Annotated in this window: 17 protein-coding genes, 1 tRNA gene and 1 pseudogene; 8 read left to right on the forward strand and 11 right to left on the reverse strand. The window is 40.8% G+C overall.

Annotated elements, in window-relative coordinates; all coding sequences use genetic code 11:
• From HCZ11_RS19035 to HCZ11_RS19060, 6 genes are all read left to right on the forward strand, one after another.
• A tRNA-Glu gene (locus HCZ11_RS19035) sits at positions 1-70 on the forward strand.
• 317 nt (positions 71-387) lie between these two features.
• The gene (locus HCZ11_RS19040; protein WP_167659210.1) at positions 388-1,335 is read left to right on the forward strand and encodes an HlyD family secretion protein; all 948 of its coding nucleotides are present in this window, start codon (positions 388-390) and stop codon (positions 1,333-1,335) included.
• Positions 1,332-2,258 carry an ABC transporter ATP-binding protein gene (locus tag HCZ11_RS19045; RefSeq protein WP_167659211.1) on the forward strand — a complete coding sequence of 309 codons (927 nt, stop codon included), beginning with the start codon at positions 1,332-1,334 and terminating at the stop codon, positions 2,256-2,258. Before HCZ11_RS19040 ends, HCZ11_RS19045 begins: the two co-directional genes overlap by 4 nt.
• Positions 2,255-3,409 (forward strand): ABC transporter permease, encoded by a 1,155-nt coding sequence (locus tag HCZ11_RS19050; RefSeq protein ID WP_175580516.1) that lies wholly within the window; start codon positions 2,255-2,257, stop codon positions 3,407-3,409. Before HCZ11_RS19045 ends, HCZ11_RS19050 begins: the two co-directional genes overlap by 4 nt.
• 92 nt (positions 3,410-3,501) lie before the next feature.
• The gene (locus tag HCZ11_RS19055; RefSeq protein WP_167659212.1) at positions 3,502-4,641 is read left to right on the forward strand and encodes an extracellular solute-binding protein; all 1,140 of its coding nucleotides are present in this window, start codon (positions 3,502-3,504) and stop codon (positions 4,639-4,641) included.
• Positions 4,638-6,875 (forward strand): ATP-binding protein, encoded by a 2,238-nt coding sequence (locus HCZ11_RS19060; RefSeq protein ID WP_167659213.1) that lies wholly within the window; start codon positions 4,638-4,640, stop codon positions 6,873-6,875. Before HCZ11_RS19055 ends, HCZ11_RS19060 begins: the two co-directional genes overlap by 4 nt.
• Positions 6,876-6,885: 10 nt before the next feature.
• On the opposite strand, the gene gloA is transcribed toward HCZ11_RS19060, so the two are convergent.
• A complete protein-coding gene (gloA, locus tag HCZ11_RS19065) occupies positions 6,886-7,284 on the reverse strand; it encodes a lactoylglutathione lyase (protein ID WP_054553771.1) in 399 nt (132 codons plus the stop codon).
• A 252-nt stretch (positions 7,285-7,536) separates the two neighbouring features.
• Entirely contained in the window at positions 7,537-9,444 is a 1,908-nt protein-coding gene (locus HCZ11_RS19070; protein WP_167659214.1) for an aminotransferase class V-fold PLP-dependent enzyme, read from the reverse strand.
• Between the two features lie 253 nt (positions 9,445-9,697).
• Here HCZ11_RS19070 and HCZ11_RS19075 point away from each other — a divergent pair, with 253 nt between their 5' ends.
• Positions 9,698-11,236 (forward strand): S10 family peptidase, encoded by a 1,539-nt coding sequence (locus HCZ11_RS19075; RefSeq protein WP_130051853.1) that lies wholly within the window; start codon positions 9,698-9,700, stop codon positions 11,234-11,236.
• 124 nt (positions 11,237-11,360) lie between these two features.
• Here the strand turns inward: HCZ11_RS19075 and nth (HCZ11_RS19080) are convergent.
• Positions 11,361-11,598: pseudogene (gene nth, locus HCZ11_RS19080) on the reverse strand (endonuclease III); the annotation flags it as partial.
• 230 nt (positions 11,599-11,828) lie between these two features.
• Here nth (HCZ11_RS19080) and HCZ11_RS19085 point away from each other — a divergent pair.
• On the forward strand, positions 11,829-13,022 hold the full coding sequence (locus HCZ11_RS19085) for a sensor domain-containing diguanylate cyclase (RefSeq protein WP_167659215.1): 1,194 nt from the start codon (positions 11,829-11,831) through the stop codon (positions 13,020-13,022).
• Between the two features lie 214 nt (positions 13,023-13,236).
• On the opposite strand, the gene nth (HCZ11_RS19090) is transcribed toward HCZ11_RS19085, so the two are convergent.
• From nth (HCZ11_RS19090) to HCZ11_RS19125, 8 genes are all read right to left on the reverse strand, one after another.
• Positions 13,237-13,869: an endonuclease III gene (nth, locus tag HCZ11_RS19090; protein ID WP_130051851.1), complete on the reverse strand. Its 633-nt coding sequence runs from the start codon at positions 13,867-13,869 to the stop codon at positions 13,237-13,239.
• A 38-nt stretch (positions 13,870-13,907) separates the two neighbouring features.
• Complete coding sequence (locus tag HCZ11_RS19095; protein ID WP_130051850.1) at positions 13,908-14,606, reverse strand: electron transport complex subunit E; 699 nt, start codon at positions 14,604-14,606, stop codon at positions 13,908-13,910.
• Positions 14,606-15,241: an electron transport complex subunit RsxG gene (gene rsxG / locus HCZ11_RS19100; RefSeq protein ID WP_130051849.1), complete on the reverse strand. Its 636-nt coding sequence runs from the start codon at positions 15,239-15,241 to the stop codon at positions 14,606-14,608. Before rsxG ends, HCZ11_RS19095 begins: the two co-directional genes overlap by 1 nt.
• A complete protein-coding gene (gene rsxD / locus HCZ11_RS19105; RefSeq protein ID WP_130051848.1) occupies positions 15,241-16,296 on the reverse strand; it encodes an electron transport complex subunit RsxD in 1,056 nt (351 codons plus the stop codon). Before rsxD ends, rsxG begins: the two co-directional genes overlap by 1 nt.
• Positions 16,293-18,707, reverse strand: a complete 2,415-nt coding sequence (rsxC, locus tag HCZ11_RS19110) for an electron transport complex subunit RsxC (protein WP_167659216.1) — start codon at positions 18,705-18,707, stop codon at positions 16,293-16,295. Before rsxC ends, rsxD begins: the two co-directional genes overlap by 4 nt.
• 8 nt (positions 18,708-18,715) lie before the next feature.
• A complete protein-coding gene (gene rsxB, locus HCZ11_RS19115; protein ID WP_054553690.1) occupies positions 18,716-19,270 on the reverse strand; it encodes an electron transport complex subunit RsxB in 555 nt (184 codons plus the stop codon).
• A 1-nt stretch (position 19,271) separates the two neighbouring features.
• A complete protein-coding gene (gene rsxA, locus HCZ11_RS19120) occupies positions 19,272-19,853 on the reverse strand; it encodes an electron transport complex subunit RsxA (protein WP_054553689.1) in 582 nt (193 codons plus the stop codon).
• Between the two features lie 176 nt (positions 19,854-20,029).
• A complete protein-coding gene (locus HCZ11_RS19125) occupies positions 20,030-21,973 on the reverse strand; it encodes an EAL domain-containing protein (RefSeq protein WP_167659217.1) in 1,944 nt (647 codons plus the stop codon).
• Between the last annotated feature and the right edge of the window lie 269 nt (positions 21,974-22,242).

The following is a 22,242-nucleotide window of genomic DNA, read 5'->3' on the forward strand; positions in this document are numbered from 1 at the left end:
ATCGTCTAGAGGCCTAGGACACCGCCCTTTCACGGCGGTAACAGGGGTTCGAATCCCCTTGGGGACGCCACTTACTTAAGTAGGTTATGTGTAGCGGTTCGGCGAACTCCGAACAATCTATGCAAGACGTTATCAAGAGTACTAATCTCTTAGCGCGATGCCACATATTGACATAATCTTATGTTAAGTAGGAATAATCACCTTGTAATCTAACTTCAAATGGTTAGATAAACATATCTAGAATTTCATCGCTTTAACTCTCCAACATATCTCTGCGATATTATTTTTTTAATTTCTAAAAAATCAATTTTTACAGAACACTTTTACTGAACATTTTATTACTTTATAGTATTTAGCAACTCATCAGCTAACCGTAAGGAAATTAAAATGTTAGCTAAACGTGTTGTACTCATATTTATTTCTTTAGTTATTTCAGCTTGTTCAGACTCTAATGAGGGAGTAGCGCTAGGGACTCTTGAGCGTGAACGTGTGATCCATCCTGCAACGACTAACGAAGTACTGATTGATTTACCCGTCTCAGCAGGTCAGTTAGTTGAAAAAGGGCAGGTAATTGCACAGTTCGATGCTGAGCTTCAACAAGCCATTGTAGCCAAAGCTCAAGCGCAACTAGCTCAAGCAACAGCATTTCTTGAAAAAACTTTAAATGGTGCTCGCCCAGAAGAGGTTGCTGCGACATCAGCCAAAGTAGCAGCGGCAAATGCTGCATACACACAAAGCGAAGCTAATTTTCGCCGAGCAAAAACGTTAGTTAAAGATAAGCTCGCAAGCCAAGAAACCTTAGACAGCGCAACAGCCGCACGGGATGAAACTTTTGCAAATTTAGAATCAGCAAAGCAGAACCTAAAAGAGCTAACAAATGGCTCTCGTGTCGAAGATATTAATAGTGCAAAGGCGCAAGTTCAAGCCGCAGAAGCTGAGCTAAAAGTACAACAAAAATATCTTTCAGATCTGACAATTAAAGCGATGCGTTCCGGCAGAGTCGATAATTTGCCTTGGCATGTAGGTGAGCGAGTTACTAAAGGAAGCCCTGTGGTTATTATTCAAGCGAACAGCGCACCATACGCACGCGTATATATCCCAGAACCATATCGCGCCAAGCTCAAACAGGGCATGAGGCTCATGGTTCGCGTAGACGGTATAGATCAAGAGATTGAAGGCGAACTTACTTGGATCGCCACAGAGCCTGCTTTCACTCCTTTTTATGCCCTTAATCAGGAAGAGCGCGCGCGTTTAATGTATCTTGCTGAGGTAACACTACCTGCAACTGAGAATAACTTACCAACAGGCGTACCTGCCCAAGTGGTTATGCCATGACTGAGTCGGTGATCCATGCCAAAGGCTTGATAAAACAATTTGGCGATTTAACAGCGATTGATAACCTTGATCTAGACGTTCAGCAAGGCCAAATTTATGGCTTTTTAGGCCCCAATGGTTGTGGTAAAACGACTGCAATACGTATGCTTACGGGTTTATTGAAGCCAACCGCCGGTGATATCAATGTGCTTGGCTTGAGCCTGCCAAAAGATGCAGAAAAGCTGAGAACACAACTTGGTTATATGACTCAAAAGTTTTCACTTTATAGCGACTTAACTGTACTTGAAAACCTCCAGTTCATGGCTGCGCTTTACCCTTTAAAAAAGCGGCAAAAACAACAAAGAATTGATGAATTGCTCCATACCTACGGTCTTGATCAAAGAGCGGAACAAATGGCCGGAAGTATGAGTGGGGGCCAAAGGCAGCGCTTGGCATTGGCTGCTGCAGTGATCAATAAACCGAAAATTTTATTTCTTGATGAGCCAACATCGGCAGTCGATCCACAAAATCGCCGTGACTTTTGGGAAACACTTTTTGATTTAAGTAATGCCGGTACAACAATATTAGTCACTACTCACTACATGGATGAAGCGGAGCGCTGTCATCGTTTAGCAATTTTAGAATCCGGTATTAAACGCGCCGATGGCTCACCAAAACAATTAATGACAGACATGCATGCCTATGTTGTAGAAATAGCTGGGGCGCAAACTAGAGAATTAAAAAAACAGCTCGCAACAATCGATCAAGTTATCTCGGCGACTCAGTTAGGCGCACAATTGCGAGTATTAGTGAAAAAAGATGTTCAAGATCCCGTTGAGTTTATAAAACAGCAATCATTTTGTAAGGATACGTGGCAAGTAAATATTGTTCGCCCAAGCCTTGAGGACGTGTTTGTAACTTGTACAGGGCAGGGCAGACAATGAATATTGTTACCTCTTTAAGCCGTATAAAAGCTATTGTAAGCAAAGAGTTATTACAATTACGCCGTGATAGAATGACATTTGCTATGGTGGTAATGATCCCCCTTATCCAGCTGATTCTATTTGGGTATGCTATTAACACTAATGTTAAGGATATCCCTGTTGCAGTAGTCGATCATAGTCACACTGCTCTCAGCCGCATTTTAGTACAAACAGTATCAGCCACAAATGTGGTCAAAGTGACAGATTACTATAACAGTATAGAGCAAGCACAAACAGCAATAGCCAGTGCTAAAGTGCGCGCCGTGCTTTTTATACCCCACGATGTAGCAAACCGGCTTGCTCAACACCCAACAGTCGGTTTTGGTTTACCAGATGGTAGTAATGAGTCGTTAGTCAGGCCAATTGCGCATTGGTTAGTTGATGGCTCAGATACAATGGTAGCGTCGAGCATTAAATCGCTTCGCAACATGCCGCTTGCTGAACTGCTCGATAAGCCCGCGAATAGAACTTATCCTACCTTTGAAACAACCTTATTTTATAACCCTGAGCAGCGCTCTGCGGTTAATATTGTGCCAGGTTTAGCAGCTGTCATTTTGACCATGACCATGATTATGTTTACCTCTGCTGCAATTGTTAAAGAGCAAGAGCGAGGCAATATGGAGCTCTTAATAACCTTACCTTTAAGCTCACTTGAGTTGATGATAGGTAAAGTGGTGCCTTATATCTTCATTGGTTTTATTCAGCTATTTATTATATTAGGAATGGGCAAGATATTATTTCATATTCCTTTTGGCGGTGGTTTAATGGCACTGGTTGTCGCAACATTTGCCTTTATATGCGCCAGTTTAGTGCTAGGTTTAGTGCTCTCGACCATCGCTAAAAACCAGCTTCAAGCAATGCAAATGACTATTTTTATTCTGTTACCTTCCATTTTATTGTCTGGTTTTGTATTTCCCTATGAAGGAATGCCTATGGCGGCGCAGTGGCTTGCTGAATGCTTACCAGCAACGCACTATTTAAGGCTAATAAGAGGAATAGTACTAAAAGATGTCAATCTAATGAGTATGAGCAGTGACTTAATTTGGCTTTTGATCTTTACTATTTTAGGCTTGGCTATGGCTGCACTTAGGTTCAAGAAAACCCTTGATTAAGCTAGGCAATGTACGGCATATGTGCTTAACTAAAATATAATTTTCATTATTTATGAGCAAACCTTAGCGTGTGGCAAGTATTTTGGGTAGTGATGCTAATAGTTACATTTGATAGCTATGCGGCAAAGATAAACCTAGCCCATACCATGAAACATGAGCATTTTGATCAACTGTTAAGCACACTCGCTGAGCAAAGTGGTTTGACGGTTAATTCTGTGTCGGTTGATCAAAAAGCTCTAAAAGTAAGACTGGTACAAAACACCAGTACCAGCACCTCAACAGACGTTATTATTGTGCCTGCAGATCATTTAGGTCTTGATAAATATGCCAACTACAGTGTTATTCCAAGCTCACTCATTGCTGACACTACAGATAAGCGAACCTTAGACACTGCTAAGCTAAACAATCAGCTCTTGGGTATTCCCATTATTCAAGGTAATCACCTGCTACTTTTTTATAATAAGCAGTACGTTAAAGAGCCAATAGAAAATTGGCAGGATATATATAACTTTAAATCATCCTTGCCTGAAGAGGTTAAACTAGTTACATGGAGTTTTATGGAGATGTACTGGTTTATTCCGTTTTTATCGGCTTTTAATGGTGATCTAATTGTAGATAATAAAGCTCAGCTAAACACGCCTGCAATGCAATCTGCTCTCAAATTTGTTTGGGATTTAAGTAAACAAAACCTCGTTGACAGACAGTGCGATTACACTTGTTCAAATAACGCATTTAAAGCGCAGCAAGCCGCATTTACTATTGATGGTGCATGGGCATTAAAAACTTATGATCAGGCGCTTGGTGATAATTTAGGGATGCAACAGTTACCGAAACTCAATGGTGAGTATATGCAGCCTTATTACTCTACTTTTGTACTGGCGTTTCCAAATGATGGCCTAAATGGTGCAAATAAAGAAAACTTATTCAAATTTGCTAAATTGGTTCAAGCAGAAAAGTTCCAAACAATGATTTGGCAACAGCTCCAAGATATTCCTATCAATACAGAGGTTTTAAATAAGCTAAAAGCACAACAAGGTTCATGGTTATCAACCTTAATTGATGCTATGCAATTCACAAAACCTATGCTATCAACGCCATCTATGATCATTGTATGGGAAGTATTAAATAAAGGTTTTATTCGCTATGGGAGTGGAGCCTTAACTGCTGAGCAAGCGGGGTTATTTATGCAAGGGTTGGCAGAGCGTTCGATTGCCAATGAAGGGGATGAATGAGCAGTCCACGCTTTAGTCGCGCCTTGTTTATCAGTGTTTTACTTCTGGTAATTATACCTTTATTGATACTTGCAGGTTTGATGACAGGGCGTTTTTATTTAAGCTCGATTGATCAGGCAAACACTAGTTTACAGTGGCAAGCCAGAAATAATGCGGCTAGTCTTGAGCAACTATTATTTAAGCTTGAGAAAAACAGCCAATTACTTAGTAGTATCAAGGCGATTACTGAATTGCCTAATAAAGTTGTATACTCACAGTTCGCGCTAGTACAGCTACAGGAGTTTGTCGCCCAAAACCCGCAAATCAAAGCTGCAATTGTTATTGATAACCAAGGGTTTATAGTTGAGGGTTATCCTATTACCTCTTTAAATTTGAACTATAAGCTCACAAAAAGCATTCTCGATAGCGCCCAAACATCGACACAACAGAACACAATTCAAATTATTGATAACCCCCAAGTGAGTGAGTTGTTTGTTCCTGCACAAGCAAAACAAAATGCCTTGTTGGCTATTACATCAACACTGCTCCATGAGCAAGATTCACTGAGCGAGCCAATTATCAAAACGGGCGTATTAGTGTCTTTTGTCCCCTTATCCGAAGCGTTAAAGTGGCTTGCAATACATAATGAGCAGCCAGTTTATCAAGAAGGCAAGCAAGTACAAATCACAGCAGAAAAAAATATTTTGTTTAGTTTGGGTGATGCGGGCGAAAATGGGAAACTAATGGGACAAGCAACGATTAATAATGTTTACTTCGAAGGCAAACCAACGAACTTACAGTTTCAAATTAACGAAACCAAAACAAGTTACACCAGCGCCGTTAAACAAACAGCCGTATTAGCAGGACTACTAATTTTTGGACTCTCTGTTATTTCATTTATTCTCGTCCGTTGGCTGACTGCGCGACTTCATAACCCGCTGAATCGTATAACTGCCCTTAGCCGCGAGTATGCGTTAGGGAATTACAAACAAAATACTGACGACTTTCACTACCAAGAGTTTAAAGATATTGCTGAGTCGCTAAATAGCATGGCTGAAACCATTGATATTCAAATTACTTCTTTGCAGCTAGAAAAACATCGGGCTGAGCGTTCTGAGCAAGTTAAAAGCCAATTCTTAGCGAATATGAGCCATGAAATACGCACTCCAATGAATGGTATCGTGGGCTTTTTACAGTTACTAAATAAAAGCGAATTAACGCAAGAGCAAGCAGAGTTCGTTAGGCAAATTAATAACTGCAGCGATGTTTTATTGACCGTTATTAATGACATTCTTGATTTTTCAAAAATAGAGGCAAAAAAAATAGAGCTAGAGTCGCGTGAATGTGATTTAGTCGCGCTTTGTCGTGACCTTATTTTATTATTCAAGCCTAGTTGTGATAACAAAGGGATTCGCTGCAATCTAGATGTCCCCTCAATACAATCTTTGATCGTTGAGTGTGATGAAATACGTGTTAAACAAGTGCTTATTAATTTGCTTTCGAATGCAGTTAAGTTCACTAACCAAGGGGAAATTGTACTCTCACTTACTTTGCTAAATAGAGACGAACGCGTCACAGACGTTGAGTTTTCTGTAAAAGATTCAGGAATTGGTATCGCAGAAGATAAAATTAAAGCACTGTTTAATCCATTTGTTCAGGCGCAAAGTAATATCACCCGTGAATATGGCGGTACAGGCCTTGGGCTTGCAATTAGTAAAGGGATGATTGATTTAATGGCAGGGAATATAGCGATAATTAGTGAGCTTGGCAAAGGAACCGAGTTTACGGTTAATGTCAGTTTTAAAACGCTATATCCAGAAGGTGTAAGCGCTAAAGTGGATCAGTTAGATAAAGACTCTCAATTTGATTTTAACTCAGTCGATAAGCCTATATTAATTGCCGAAGATAACCCAATTAACCAAATTGTTATCACTAAGTATTTAACTCAATTAGGTCTAAGTTATGAATTGGCCGAAAATGGACAAATTGCGTGTGAGAAAACCCTAACAAAAGACTATGCACTGATTTTAATGGATATCCAAATGCCGGTGATGGATGGTTTAACTGCCAGTGAAAATTTATTAGCAAGGTCAGGTTTTAATACACCAATTATTGCAGTCAGTGCCAATGCAATGAAAGACGATATCGAAAGAAGTTCAAAAATTGGTATCAGCGACCATATCGCAAAGCCAATTAATTTTACTGAACTGGAAAAAGTACTCGCAAAGTGGCTATCTCAGCAATTGCTGAAATAGCCACTATCAATCAAAAAGTGTTGTTATCTTTTTTCTGAATTAACTCAATCGCATAACCATCTGGGTCTTTAACAAACGCGATTTCAGTTGTGCCGCCTTTAACAGGACCCGGCTCACGACTCACATTACCGCCAGCAGCTTTAATGTCTTCGCAAGCTTTATAAATATCATCAAACTCAATAGCAATATGACCGTATGCATTACCTAAATCATAGCTGTCTGTATCCCAGTTATAAGTAAGCTCAAGCACTGTCGAATCTTTTTCATCACCATAACCGACAAAAGCAAGGGTGTAGCGGTACTCTTCATTGTCTGCACGACGCAGCTCTTTCATACCTAATACCTGCGTATAAAATTCAATTGATTTGTCTAAATCAGCAACGCGAAGCATTGTGTGTAATAAGCGCATTTTTAGCATCCTCTTTCTTGTCTTTAAATTCGCACAATTCTAATAACGCAGTGTGGTTTAAAGCTGCACATTAAAATTATCAAAAATGGATTATAAGTTATTTCGATTGCTTGCACAGTAGCATTGAGACAAATCGCAAAGTCCATGCTGTAAAATTAATAACTAAGCTTTGGTATAAAGAAGGTAATGATATGCAGCAATGGGAGAGCTATTGCTGCATAACAATGAGGTCTTTGAGATATAAGCGTACGTTTAGCTTTTCACTTTACCTTTCAGTACATAGATTTCGCCATCAAAGCTCCCTTGGATTGTCAGACCTTGTCCCGCCAACTCTTTAAGATATTCGATATGCTCATTAGTGATATGTTGCCCCGGGACTAACAGTGGGATACCAGGAGGGTAAGGCGTCACTAATCCGGCACAGATTCGGTTGTTACTTTTACTAATCGGCACAGATTCACGTTCACCATAGAACGCATCACTTGGGATACAAGCCAAGTCTATAGCAGGTAAGTTTTCTGGTAAGCGAGTGCGCCTCATTGTGGTGGCTAGCTTCACTTTACCACTGTCGAGTTTTTTCAGTGCATTGTAAAGACGAATGATCTTTGAGCGTGTACCGCCAAGAGTTAGTAAAACTAAGATAGTACTGTGAGTATACTTTTCAATTTCAAGGCCAATTTCATCTAATAGGAATTTATGAATATCCTTTAATGAATAAGGTAGCTCACTAATATCTATAAGAATTTTTAGTGGGTCGTGGCCCATGTTATCGCCACGAAAATGTGGGAATATATCCATGAAATCTTGCTTATCGAGCACTTTTATATGTTTTAGGGAAGCCATTTGTTGCTTAAATTCTGCAACGTGATTCAGTAGGGCATTCAGTAATTTATAACCTTCCATTTCTAATTGTTTTTGGCATACATCTAGCGAAGCAATGAGCTGATATTTTGGCGAGGTACTGGCGTAAATACTGTAGATCTCACGAAAGAAATCGGCATCAAAATCAGGATCGTTAACATGAATATAAGATGCTTGAGAGAACGCTGAAACCACTTTATGTGCCGAATGGGTAACATAGTCCGCGCCAGCATTAATCGCCGAGTAGTGGCGTAAACTCGGGTGAAAAAGTGAATAAGCAAACCAGGCTTCGTCGATAAACACTTTAATACCGTGCTGATGCGCAAATTCAACCACTTGCTTTAAATCGCTAAGCAGGCCATCGTAAGTACAGCCTGTTAAAACCAATAATTTAGCATCGGTATTTTGTTCAATTGCTTGCTTAATGTCAGCCAGTGACGGTGGTGCGAAGATACCATATTTAGGATTCAAAATACTCGACAAGTAGATAGGTAAACTAGCCGATTGCAAAATGCCATAATGCACTGACTTATGGCAGTTTCGGTCTATTATCACCTTATCGCCTTTGCGTAGCAAAGTTTGCAAAATAATTTTATTTGAAGTAGATGAGCCGTTGGTAACAAAGTAGGTATGTTTTACTTCAAATGTCGCCGCTGCTGATTCTTGAGAGCGGCCTATAGTGTTGGTACTGTCTGACAATGAGCCAAGCGAATCGACAGAAACAGACAAGTCGCCAACAAACACATTACGGCCATAAAACTGATAAAAGTCTTTAATATATGGAGAGTTTCTAAAGCTAGCACCGCCACTGTGCCCAGGTGTGTGCCATGAATCGTTCGATTCACTTACATAACGACGGTAAGCGGTCCAAAATGGGGTTTCTGATCTGTCATCAAAGTCATTGATCATATAGCCCAAGATTGCTTCAGGGTCTGAAATGACCTCGTCTTTAAAAAAGAAAGATTCAATTTCTTCAGACTCGTTGACTATTTCCAAGCCTTTCGTATCGTCACCGATAACATAGACTGGCAGTTCAAGACGGATGCCTTTTAATTGCTCGATAAAGCGACTATAGGTGCGTTCGCCATTATTTAATACATCCCAACTAAGCACTACAGCTTGAATATCACCATCTTCCTCTACATAATTCAACGCCTGCTTGAGCTCAATGCACTCAACAATCTCGATATCAACATCAGTACGTTCAAAGTTAGGGATTGTTCTTGCTAGGTTCGTTGAAAGCTCTTTTAAGGTGGCAGGATCTTGCTCAATTAATAAGATACGAAGTAAAGGTAACATAGCGACTCTCATAAAAAATTCACATTACTCAACAGCATAACGAAAGGATGGAAGCTTGTGAAATTAATACATTGATATTTTTGTTTCGATACAGGGTATGCTTTTTTGCGTGTTAATCGCAGATAGTTGAAATTACATGTTCTTACTGTAAAAGTAATCGCTAAAGTAAAAGGTTAATTGAGCACTGAGTGATAAAACCACTCAAGCCAGATACAGCTAAAAATAAAGGCAAGCTTCCAAGGGAGAATAAAACATGGCGTATGTTGCCAATTTCAAAACCGTAGTCATCTCGACATTGTTTGCGTTTTGTACAAACGCGGTCAATGCAGATGAAATTTCAGATTCAAACAACAGTAAAAAGTCGATACCCGAAGCCACAAAATTTGTTACGCAGCATAAAGGCACTTTCAATGGCAAAAAGCTGAAATACAAAGCTGTAGCAGGTGAAACTTATTTATTAAACAAAAACGAAGAGCCAACAGCTGCTATTTTTTCGTTTGATTACATAGCCTCAGACGGCAACAAAAATAGACCTGTTACATTTATCTGGAATGGTGGCCCTGGCTCATCGTCTAATTGGTTACACATGGGGGCTTATGGCCCCAAACGAGTTGTTGTACCAAGCGATGCAACATCTCCTGGAATGGCTCCTTACGAATTAAAAGAAGCGCCTGAGACGATTCTAGATGTGACTGATATGGTGTTTGTGGACCCTGTTGGTACAGGTTACTCACGTGCATTAGGTGACACTGAAAGCAAAGCCTTTTGGGGCTTGAATGAAGATGCATCTTCTATCGCTGATTTTATTGCCCAGTGGCTGACGAAAGAAAATCGCTGGAATGCACCAATATTTTTATTGGGAGAGAGTTATGGTACAACTCGAGCAGCAGCGGTTTCTAAAGTGCTTATGGATAAACACCTGATTAATGTAAATGGCATTATTTTTGTTTCACAAGCTTTAGACTATCAAGGTTCAAGCCCTTATGTAGATGACAATATCATTTCTTACGTCACTTACATACCAACGCTCGCTGCAACCGCTTGGTATCATAAAAAAGTAGACACATCAGGAAATTTTGAAGCATTCATTGATGCTAGCCGAAAATTTGCAGTTGATGAATTACTGCCTGCACTATTTAAGGGTAATGCGCTCAGTAAAGCTGACAGAGCGCTAATTGTTGATGGACTTCACCGTTATACAGGGCTAAGTAAACAATATATTGAACAGGCTGATTTACGCATTAACGCCTTTAGATTTGCAAAAGAATTATTGCGTGATGAGGGCGTTGCCGTTGGCTTTCTTGATGGACGTTATAAGCTTGATGAAAGAGATGATCTAACAGCAGCTCCTAAGCAAGACGCTTCGAAAGTTATAGGGCCGGCATATAAAGCGGCACTGATGAAATACATGCACACAGACTTAAACGTGCAGTGGAAAAGAAAATACTTAAATCCTGGCGACCCTGAGTTATCTGATAATTGGCGCTGGCGAACTGCTCCTGACGGACAAGGTTGGGAGCCAAAATACGTCAACACAGCACCGGATCTATCTTATGTTCTTCGTAGTAACCCACAGATGAAAGTGATGGTTGCCTCTGGATATTACGATATTGTTACCCCATTTTTTGATGCTGAATACACTTTAAATAGACACGGTATATACGCTGATAAAATTGACTATCACTATTATCACGGCGGTCACATGATGTATGTTCACGAACCAGCAAGAGTGTCGCTTTTAAGAGATACGCGAGAATTTATTAAAAAGCAGGTGAGCCAAAATCCTCGATAATAGCCTAGTACATTGTGTCAAACCCTGTGTTTGGCACAATGTGCAAAATGAGCTTGCATGGGGATAGAAAAAGAAGAAGTGGGGAACATCACCTTTAGATTATTTGCTTTCGAGTAGACTTCAACTACTCAGTCTTTTCTTTAAACTCACACAAATCTTCAATATTACAACTGCCGCATTTAGGCTTACGAGCAGTACATACATAGCGGCCATGAAGGATTAACAAGTTTAGGTACCACTTCTTCTAGTTTTTGTTCTACAGCAAGCACATCTTTACCCATGGCAAACTTAGTGCGGTTAGAAACGCGGAAAAAATGCGTATCAACAGCAATTGTCGGCCCGCCGAAGTATACTGAAAGTAGATTTAGATGATTGCGCTAAAATAGGCTGCTTTGAGAGGCCAATGGCCGTTGTTAACGATTAAGTTGTCTAGTCTATTTGTTTGATAATCTTAGATACTTCAGTGTTTGGTTGATTAAAAATCGATTCTTTCGATTCCTGTATAGAAAGTAATGTGATCAATTTGTTAATTATTTAGTAACCTATCGCTGTTTTATCGTTATAATGATAGTGACTTAATAGGTGAGTGAATGTGAGCATCATTTTTATAATTTTAGTTTTGACACTGTTGTTTACCTTTATAAAAATTAGACAGTATCAAATAGAAGTGCGTGCTGCTAGGTTCGATAAACAGCGTGCTGACATCGTTAATAAAATAGCAAAATGTATCAGCTCTGAATTAGCGCCGAATCAAATAATAACCATTGCGCTAAAGGATATAGCCCAATATTTCCCTATGTATCGTGTATCCTATTCTACTATTTCACCTCAAGGGATTTTATCCGTACATAGCTGTATACCCACTGAAAACTCACCCTCTATCGAAGGCATAGAAGCTGATTTAACTATTGCTCCGCAATACCTCGCAGCGCTAAAAAAACAAAAAATATTGGCGATTGATGATGTCGAAACCAACTCACTTATAGCGCCATTAAAAGACGCTATGATAGAAGGAAAGACCAGAGCTGTACTGGATGCTCCTATCAATGTAAAAAATAATGTCGTCGGTTTATTTTGCTTGGACAGTGCATCAACTCAACACTGGTCGGCCAGTGAAATTGAAATAATAAAAGAAGTTACTTCTTACATTGAAATTGCAATTCGCCAAGCGAACTATGTGATTGATATTGAGCAAATGGCAGCCAAATTAAAGAAATATAATCATAGTCTTGAAGAGCAGGTTAAAGCCCGTACGGCAGAGATCGAAATAGCCAAGAAAAAAGCTGAAACACTTGCCTTAACGGACGAATTAACACAGCTTCCTAATCGTAGAGCTTTTTATCAAATGGCTGAATGTCAGCATTCACAAGCTGTACGTTATTGTCATTCGTATTGTGTAATGATGTTTGATATCGATAACTTTAAGTCTATTAACGATACCTTCGGCCACGCTGCTGGTGACAAGGTGCTCTGTTCACTTGCCGATTTAGTGCGAAAAATTATAAGAAAGTCCGATGTTATCGGGAGAATAGGCGGCGAAGAGTTTGCGATGATGCTACCTGAAACTGAAATAGAAGAGGCAAAAGACATGGCTGAACGTCTGAGAGCACATGTAGAACAATGCCAAGTAAAATTTGAGCAACAAACTATTCGTTTTACCTTATCAATAGGTGTCGCCCAGCAGCCAGATTATAAACAAAGTTTTGACTCTATTTTAGCTCAAGCAGATACTGTGCTTTACCAAGCTAAAGCCTCAGGTCGAAATAAGGTAAACTGTACTGCCTGAAGAAATATTGTGGCTGCGTTTTTCGAAAAACCGAGAGTGAGCTGCATCTACTTTTTATGAAGAGAAGGTTTCATGTAGAAGTACTGTGCTTATTGAGGGGTGTTATCACGTCAGGGGTGATTGTATGCCCATCACTTACTTACCGAAGCCGCCCCTTAATGGGGGGTCTAAAGGTGCTGACTGAGTTTGAGTAATACAACAATGAAGTCTTTGATTACTCAGTTTTATCCTTAAACTCACACAAGTCTTCAATAATACAACTGCCGCATTTGGGTTTACGTGCAGTACATACATAACGACCATGTAAAATGAGCCAGTGGTGCACATCGACTTTAAATTCTTTAGGTACTACTTTTTCTAATTTTTGTTCTACAGCAACTACATCTTTACCCATGGCAAACTTAGTGCGGTTAGAAACGCGGAAAATATGCGTGTCTACAGCAATGGTCGGCCAGCCAAAGGCACAGTTTAAAACAACATTCGCGGTCTTTCTGCCAACACCCGGTAATGCTTCGAGTGCTTCACGATTCTCTGGTACTTCTGAGTTATGTTTATTGACCAGAATCTCACACATTTTATAGACATTATTAGCTTTAGAATTAAATAAACCAATGGTCTTGATGTAATCGCGAAGGCCTTCAAGGCCTAAATCAAGAATCGCTTGAGGCGTGTTAGCAACAGGGAAAAGCTTACGTGTGGCTTTATTAACCCCCACATCTGTTGCTTGTGCTGATAAGGTAACAGCAACTAATAATTCAAACGGGCTTGAATATTCAAGCTCTGTTTCTGGGTGCGGATTTTGTTCACGAAGACGAGATAAGATCTCGTAGCGTTTTTCTTTATTCATGGTGGCGTAAAGCACGCAGTGACGGTGCGCGCTCTCCTTTAAGTTAAACTCGTTACTCGGGCTCTTGGGCCTTTTTCTACTTCTGGAGTAACAACTTGCTTAGATTTTATTTGTGTATCAATGACATTTTTTGCAGCAATCAATAAACCAAGTCCCAAAAAGGCACCCGGAGGTAAGATAGCTAATAAAAATTGGTTATCAAAACTGAATACTTCAATACGAAGTGAAGCAGCCCACGGCCCTAATAGTAAATCGGCGCCATCAAATAGCGTACCTTGGCCAATAAGCTCTCGCATCGCCCCTAATACCACTAAAACTAGCATGAAACCAAGACCCATCATCAGTCCGTCAAAGGCTGAAAGTGGCACGGTGTTTTTAGAGGCAAATGCTTCTGCACGACCGATAATGGCACAGTTGGTAACAATAAGTGGAATAAAAATCCCCAGTGATTGGTAAAGCCCAAATGTATAGGCATTCATCATCAGTTGCACAATAGTTACAAAGCCTGCGATGATCATCACAAAAACAGGGATACGAATATCTTTAGGCACCCAGTTACGTACTATCGATACGGTTACGTTAGAGCCAACCAGTACCAATAAAGTCGCTAATCCAAGGCCTAACGCATTGGTAATCGTTGATGTAACGGCAAGTAGCGGGCACAAGCCTAATAACTGAACAAGGGCAGGGTTATTGGCCCACATACCATCTTTAAACAAGGTTCTAACTTGGCTCATTACTTGGCTCCTTGACAGATGTTTGGTGCAGCAAACAGATTATCAAATTCAGCTTGGGCAAAAAGTACCGCTTGTTTAACTGAGCCGACAACAGCACGGGGTGTAATGGTTGCACCGGTGAATTGATCAAACTGGCCGCCATCTTTTTTAACCGCCCAGCGGTTGTCATCTTCACCCAGTACATTTTGGCCTTTGAAAAGGGTGATCCAGTCAGATTTTTTGATCTCGACTTTATCGCCAAGACCCGGCGTTTCTTCGTGTTTAGTGACACGGACACCGGCTATTTCGCCATTGGCAAAAACTGCTGTTAATAAGTTGATATCGCCGCTATAACCACTTGGTGTTACATGGCGCATCACTAAAGCATAAGGCTTATTGTCTTTGTAGGCGCGGTAAATAACTTGCTCTGGGCGTGGACCTAAGCGCTCATCGGTGATCACAACACAATCTTTATAGAGCTGATTGTCGTAATGATGAGCATCAAGTACTTGTTGCAGTTGTTCTGCAAGTTGTTGCTTTTCTTGCTCTTCAATACGCTCAGCAGTCAAGTTATGAGTAAGGGCTACAGTGCCTGTGGTAATGAGCGCAAACGCAGTAAGAATAGCACCATTTTTAGTCATTGAGGAAAGGATCATTATTTCACCCCATGGCCGTAAGTTCGTGGTTGCGTGTAGTAATCAATTAAAGGCACCGCCATATTTAACAGCAATACACTAAATGCCACTGCATCAGGGTAACCACCAAAAGTACGAATTAAGTAAACAAGCAAACCAATTAACGCGCCGTAAATTAAACGCCCTTTATTAGTTGTTGATGCAGAAACAGGATCCGTGGCAATGAAAAATGCCCCTAACATAGTTGCACCACTGAATAAGTGAAATACCACACCTGGTTCTGTGCCAGGGGCGGCGATATAACCTATACCACTGCACACGGCTATCGAGGCTAAAAAGCTAACAGGGATATGCCAATTAATGATTTTAGCTTTTAATAAATAAAGACCACCGATTAAAAAGCCGAGGTTAACCCAGCCCCAGCCAAGACCAAACCAGTCGTTAAAAATTGGTTTACTCATGCTTTCAGCCACCGTTAGGTGATGGGCGACATCTGTTTTAACGGTATCAAGCGGTGTTGCCATAGTTGTGCCATCAATTGCTACACGTAATTGATCGACACTAAACCCAGCGCTGGTAAAGCCATTGAAAATAACAGACAGCTGTTGTGAGAAGCTAATCGGAGATGCAAGTAAATCACTCACAGGTAACCAACTGGTCATTTGCACCGGAAACGATACAAGTAGTAATACATAAGCCGCCATAGCAGGGTTAAATAAATTAAAGCCAAGGCCGCCATAAAGCTGTTTTACAATAACAATTGCAAACATACAGCCAATTACGATAATCCACCAAGGCGCTAAAGGTGGAATACTCAACGCCAGTAATACGCCCGTTAACCAAGCACTGCCATCACTGAGTGTTGGCCAAACTTTGCGCTTACGAAGCAGCAATACAGCGGCTTCACAGGCGCTTACTGTTATAAGTGCGAGAATAAGCTGAATTAAAACGGCTGTGCCAAAAAAGTACACTTGGGCAATTAAGCCAGGAATACACGCAGCAATCACCGTCATCATTAATCGACTTAATGATTTATGGCTATGATTATGCGGCGAACTCGCCATGGTTAGTTTCATGACTTATCGTTTCCTTCTTGTTGTAACTTTTTAGCTTTAGCTTTTGCAATTGCACGGGCGACTGCTGCTTTTTTCTTATCTTCGCTAGACTCAGGTTCATCAGATTGCGGTTTGGCATCTGCCTCATCACTTGAATCATTTATTTGCTCTGAATAATTGTCACTCTGCGCTTGCTCTTTAGCGGCTTTTTTCGCTTTGGCGCGAGCGATAGCTGCAGCAACGGCGGCTTTTTTCTTATCTTCGCTAGACTCAGGTTCATCAGATTGCGGTTTGGCATCTGCCTCATCACTTGAATCATTCGTTTGCTCTGATGAACCGTCACTCTGCGCTTGCTCTTTAGCGGCTTTTTTCGCTTTAGCGCGAGCTATGGCTGCAGCAACAGCGACTTTCTTATCATCAACTGGTGCGCCATCTTCTTCAGCTTCAGTTTGGTTTTTAGCAGATTGCGCGGCTTTTTTCGCTTTAGCGCGAGCTATGGCTGCAGCAACGGCAGCCTTTTTGTCATCAACTGGTGCGCTATCTTCTTCAGCTTCAGTTTGATTTTCAGTAGCTTGCGCCGCTTTTTTCGCTTTGGCTCGAGCGATTGCAGCTGCAACAGCGGCTTTTTTGTCATCTTTTGGTGCTGAGTCTACTTCTGCGTTATCTTCTTTAGCTTGCGCGGCCTTTTTCGCTTTAGCGCGGGCAATAGCGGCAGCAACCGCAGACTTTTTATCGTCTTTATCGACGCCTTCTTCACCTTGCTCTAGTGCTTTTTGCTCTTTATATTTACGTGCTTGTTCTTTACGCGCAGCACGCTCTTTAGCTATTTCAGAGTTATCAGGCTCAAGCTCTGCACCCTGCTTTTTCGCTTTAGCACGCGCGATAGCAGCAGCGACAGCTGATTTACTCTCTTTGTCATCAGATTTAGTTTTAACTCGTGCTAGTGCATCGGCCACTTTTTGTTTTTCGCTATCTGACTTAGCAGCTGGCTTACGTTTGTGGCGGTTTTGACGTTCTTCTTGTTCGCGCTCTAAACGTTCTTTACGTGCTTCAAAACGCTCCTTTGCACGCTCTGCTTTGATTTGCTCTGCTTGCTGCTCTTTGATTTCAGCTTTAGCAACACGATAGTACTGAACGAGTGGAATTTCACTTGGGCAAACATAAGCACAGGCGCCACATTCAATACAATCGAATAAATTGTGCTCGTTGAGTTTGTCGTATTCTTTAGACTTAGCAAACCATTGTAATTGCTGCGGTAACAATGAAGCAGGGCAGGCGTCAGCACAGGCACTACAACGAATACAGGCTTTTTCCTCACCCGGCTCAGCAAGTTCTTGGTGATCTGGCGCTAAAATACAGTTTGTCGTTTTAACGACACCAATACGCACGGTTGGTAGGGTAAAGCCCATCATCGGGCCGCCCATTACAACACGTTGTTGTGGTACTGGTGAAAAACCTTGGCAATCTAATAAATGTTTAATTTCAGTGCCCAGTAAAGCCCACACGTTACCCTGTTTATGAATGGTGTTACCAGTTACAGTCACCACACGCTCAATCAGAGGTTTACCCTCATGCACAGCTTGATTTACTGCAAACAAGGTACCGACATTTTGCACTAACATACCAATATCAGCTGGAATACTGCCACTCGGGACTTCTTTGCCAGTTAGCAATTTAATCAGTTGTTTTTCACCGCCAGAAGGGTAAACCGTTGGCACTGTTTGTACCATTATGCTGTCGTTATGTTCAGCTGCTTTTTTCATAGCAGCAATGGCTTCTGGCTTATTATCTTCAATACCAATAATTGTGAGCTGCGGGTTTAACAGCTGTTGCATTAATTCAATGCCCGCGATAATACCATCAGCATGTTCGCGCATTAGCATATCATCAGCGGTGATATATGGCTCACATTCGACGGCATTGACAATTAAAAACTCAATGTCTTTACGTATATCTGCTTTGACATAAGTAGGGAAGCCAGCGCCGCCCATACCTGAAATACCGCTTTGATGAATAATATCCACAAGCTCATCATGCGAAAGTGCTTTGGTATCAGACACAGACCGAAGCTCGCACCATTTATCTTCACCATCAGGTTCAATGATAACGCTAAGTTCTGGCAGCGCTGATGGGTGAGCAGATGGCATTGGGCAAATATCGCTGATCAGCCCAGATGTTGGTGCGTGTACTGGCACTGACCAATTCCCGCTTGGTTTCGTTAATGCTTGGCCTTTAAGTACCTGTTGGCCTTTTTCAACAATGAGTTTGCCGTTAGCGCCAATATGTTGTTTTAGTGATACAACAAGTTTGTCAGGTAGTGGTAGTCTTACGATTGCTTGCGTAGTTGATTGCTGCTTTTGACCCGGTGGGTGAATACCTCCAGGAAATGGCCACACTTTACCTTGTTTAATTTGATCTATTAGCTTTTCCATCTGTGCTCCTAATCTACCTGAGTCACAGGGATTGCGTTTAATTGCCATTTCCAGGTTTGTTTAGTTTCTTTTACGGGCAACATATCAATACAGTCTACAGGGCAGGGTTCTACACATAAGTCACAACCGGTACATTCATCAATTAACACGGTATGCATTTGACGCGTTGCACCGACAATGGCATCAACAGGGCAGGCTTGAATACATTTGGTACAGCCAATACATTCATCTTCACGAATATAGGCGACTGTTTTAATCGGATCAGCTTGCTCACCGCCTGCAAGTGGTTTTGCTTCAACACCCATTAAATCAGCTAATTTTTTTACTGTTGCTTCGCCGCCTGGTGGGCATTTATTTATTTCATCGCCGTTGGCAATCGCTTCAGCATATGGGCGACAGCCAGGGTAACCACATTGGCCACATTGTGTTTGCGGTAAAATGGTATCAATTTGGTCAACTATAGGGTTGCTCTCTACGCGAAAACGCACGGCAGCGAAACCTAAAATTAAACCAAATATTAGCGCTAATGAACCTAACGCTATCAAAGCATAAAACAAGGTCATATTAAAACTTCACTAATCCTGTAAAACCCATAAAGGCCATCGACATAAGGCCTGCAGTGATCATCGCAATAGAAGCACCTTTGAAAGGAGCAGGGACATCAGCCGCAGCTAAGCGTTCACGTAATGCAGCAAACAGTATTAACACCATAGAAAAGCCCACTGCGGCACCAAAGCCGTAAACAGCGGATTGCAAGAATGAGTGGTCTTCTTTGATATTAAGTAGGGCAACGCCTAATACAGCACAGTTAGTGGTGATAAGCGGTAAGAAAATCCCTAATAAGCGATAAAGTGTCGGGCTGGTTTTTCTAACCACCATTTCAGTAAATTGCACGACAACAGCGATAACCAAAATAAAGCTCATGGTACGCAAAAACTCGATATCCAGCGGGATCAAAATATAATGATTTACTAGATAACTAGTCACGGAGGCAAGTGTAAGTACAAAGGTTGTGGCTAAGGACATACCAATCGCGGTATCTAACTTACCCGACACGCCCATAAATGGGCATAAACCTAAGAATTGAACTAAAACGAAGTTGTTGACTAGCACGGTGCCAATCAATAACAAGACATACTCTGTCATGCGTGCCTCACGAGAATAAAAACGACCCTATTATCCTTTTTTCTGGGGGCTGACACAACACATGAGGGACGAATAGATAAAATTAACAAAGCTGTTTACGATTAAAGTGTTAAAGCTAAGTTAATAGATAGAATAGGCCCAAAAACAGTAAGGTTTTTTGGGCCTTTAATAGGGGGTTAAATGTCTTTTGGTTTTTCGATGTAATAGCCTTGCACACCATCAAGACACAGAGTTTCAATGATATGCTTTTCTTCTTGGCTCTCTACACCTTCAGCAAATACACTCACTCCAATACGGTGGGCAAGATCAACCATTAAGCGCATAAAATATTGATTATTTTTATCTTCTTCAAGGCCGCGGGTATAACTTGCATCCATTTTGATGAAATCAGGTTTTAAATCTCTAAAGAATTTAAATGACGTTAAACCAACACCAAAACGCTCTACAGTGATACGCGCACCGACACGATGCACCATATCGATAAAGCGCTTACTTGCTTTAATATTTTGTTGCAAGCCAAACTCGCTCACTTCAAATATAAGCTTAGAGGCGATATTACTGTCTTTTAGTAGGCGGCGCTCAAGCCAGATCACAAATTGATCATTATGGGCGCTTGATGCGGTAACATTGATTCCAAAGAATTTCTCAGAAAAATTACGGGTTTTAATTTTTTCTAAGCTGGTGTCAATGATTAAGCGGTCAATTTCCATAGCCATTTCTAGCTTTTCGGTCATAGCAAGAAAAGAGGCAGTTGGTAGCATTTGATTTTCTGCGGTTTTGAAACGAACCTGAATCTCTGCATAGGCCTTCACACTTTTACCAATTGGCATAATGTTTTGCATGACCAAGTGAACACGTTTGGTTTCGATCACTTCGTTAATCACTTTACGCCAGTTTTGGTTACCAAAACCAGCGCTAGCATTATTTACAAGGTCAGTCTCGCGTTGAACATGCCATGCGTTAGCTTGCTTTGATTGCGCCATACTCATCGCATTATCAACAATAGATAATAACTCTCCTAAAGGTTTACCTTTTTCGTAACCGACAATACCTGTGTTCGCGACTGAGCTTAATTCTTGATTTTGTTGATACTGAGTAAATCGAGACTGTAAGTTATCACCAAAACGTTCCGCTTCTTTTAGTGGGGTATTGGGCAACACAACTGCAAAGTCTGAGCTGTTTAAACGAAACACTTGGCTACCAGTATAAGTACCACTGATATGTTTAATTATATCGGCCACGCTTTTAACATAATCATCACCTTTTTGGTAACCACGAGTTTGGTTGATGGCTTGCAGCTCGCTACAGCGAACCATCGCAAGTGAACCAAAAGTACTTTTTTCTGCGTTTTCGATATTCTTTTCGTAGTACTCAACAAACATATTACGGTTGCCAAGGTTAGTCACTACATCTTTATAAGCTTCTTTTTTGATGTTCAGCGCATTGTTTTGAATATCGTCGTGTTTAGTTTGTAAAAAGTGAGAAAGGCGGTTGAATGAAGGGATTAAATCTTTGCTTAACTTTTTTAGGCTAGTTGTATCAATTGATTGTTCTAGGTCATCATCAATTTGGTTTTGATTAATATAAATATCAACTATATCTGCAACTGTAGTGCTAATTTTACGATTAAGGCGGCGGAACATGCTCTTCATATAGATAATAGGAAGTAGGGCAATCAAGCCTGAAATTAAAATAACAACAAATAGAGCCTGTTGTAATAAGCTTGCGAGATTATGCGCATTAATTGTGAATTCAACCTTTATATCAGATGCTTGGTTAACAGCAAATTGAGGGCGAATTGAGTTAAAGCTAGCATTTACAATTTCAGCAAATATGGGTAGGGGTTGACTTGATTCAACTGAGCTAACTACTTGGCCCGCTTGATCACGGATCACAAACTTAGAAAAAGTACTGCCATCGGCAAGCGCGTGTTTAATTTTTTCTGGTGCTAGTTCATCTAATGTCTGAGTATTTATATAAGCACTAACGACATTTTGTGCTTTTTGCTGAGCATCACTGACAGCACTGTCGAAACTAAGGGCAATAAAATAACCACCTAATAAAGCAAAAAGCAGCCAAGATATGAGTTGTATAAATATAAGTTTTTTAAAGCCAGCCATGTTCTTATCTTATAAAAGCCTAACGGAAGGAATCAATTCCTTGATTGATCGCTTTAATTACAGTCATTACATTCTATCGTAAAAAATAGAAAAAACTTTAGAAATAACTTTAATGTAGGGTAGATTATAAGCGCTTTAAAGTCTAATACAATCGAAGAATAGTAGTAGATAAACCTGATTATTTTCTGTGAGTTGGCTCCCCCTCCCCGACTCGAACGGGGGACCTGCGGATTAACAGTCCGTCGCTCTAACCAACTGAGCTAAGGGGG

Origin of the sequence: Pseudoalteromonas sp. HF66 (assembly GCF_011806445.1) — a bacterium.
Taxonomy (GTDB): Bacteria; Pseudomonadota; Gammaproteobacteria; order Enterobacterales; family Alteromonadaceae; genus Pseudoalteromonas; species Pseudoalteromonas apostichopi.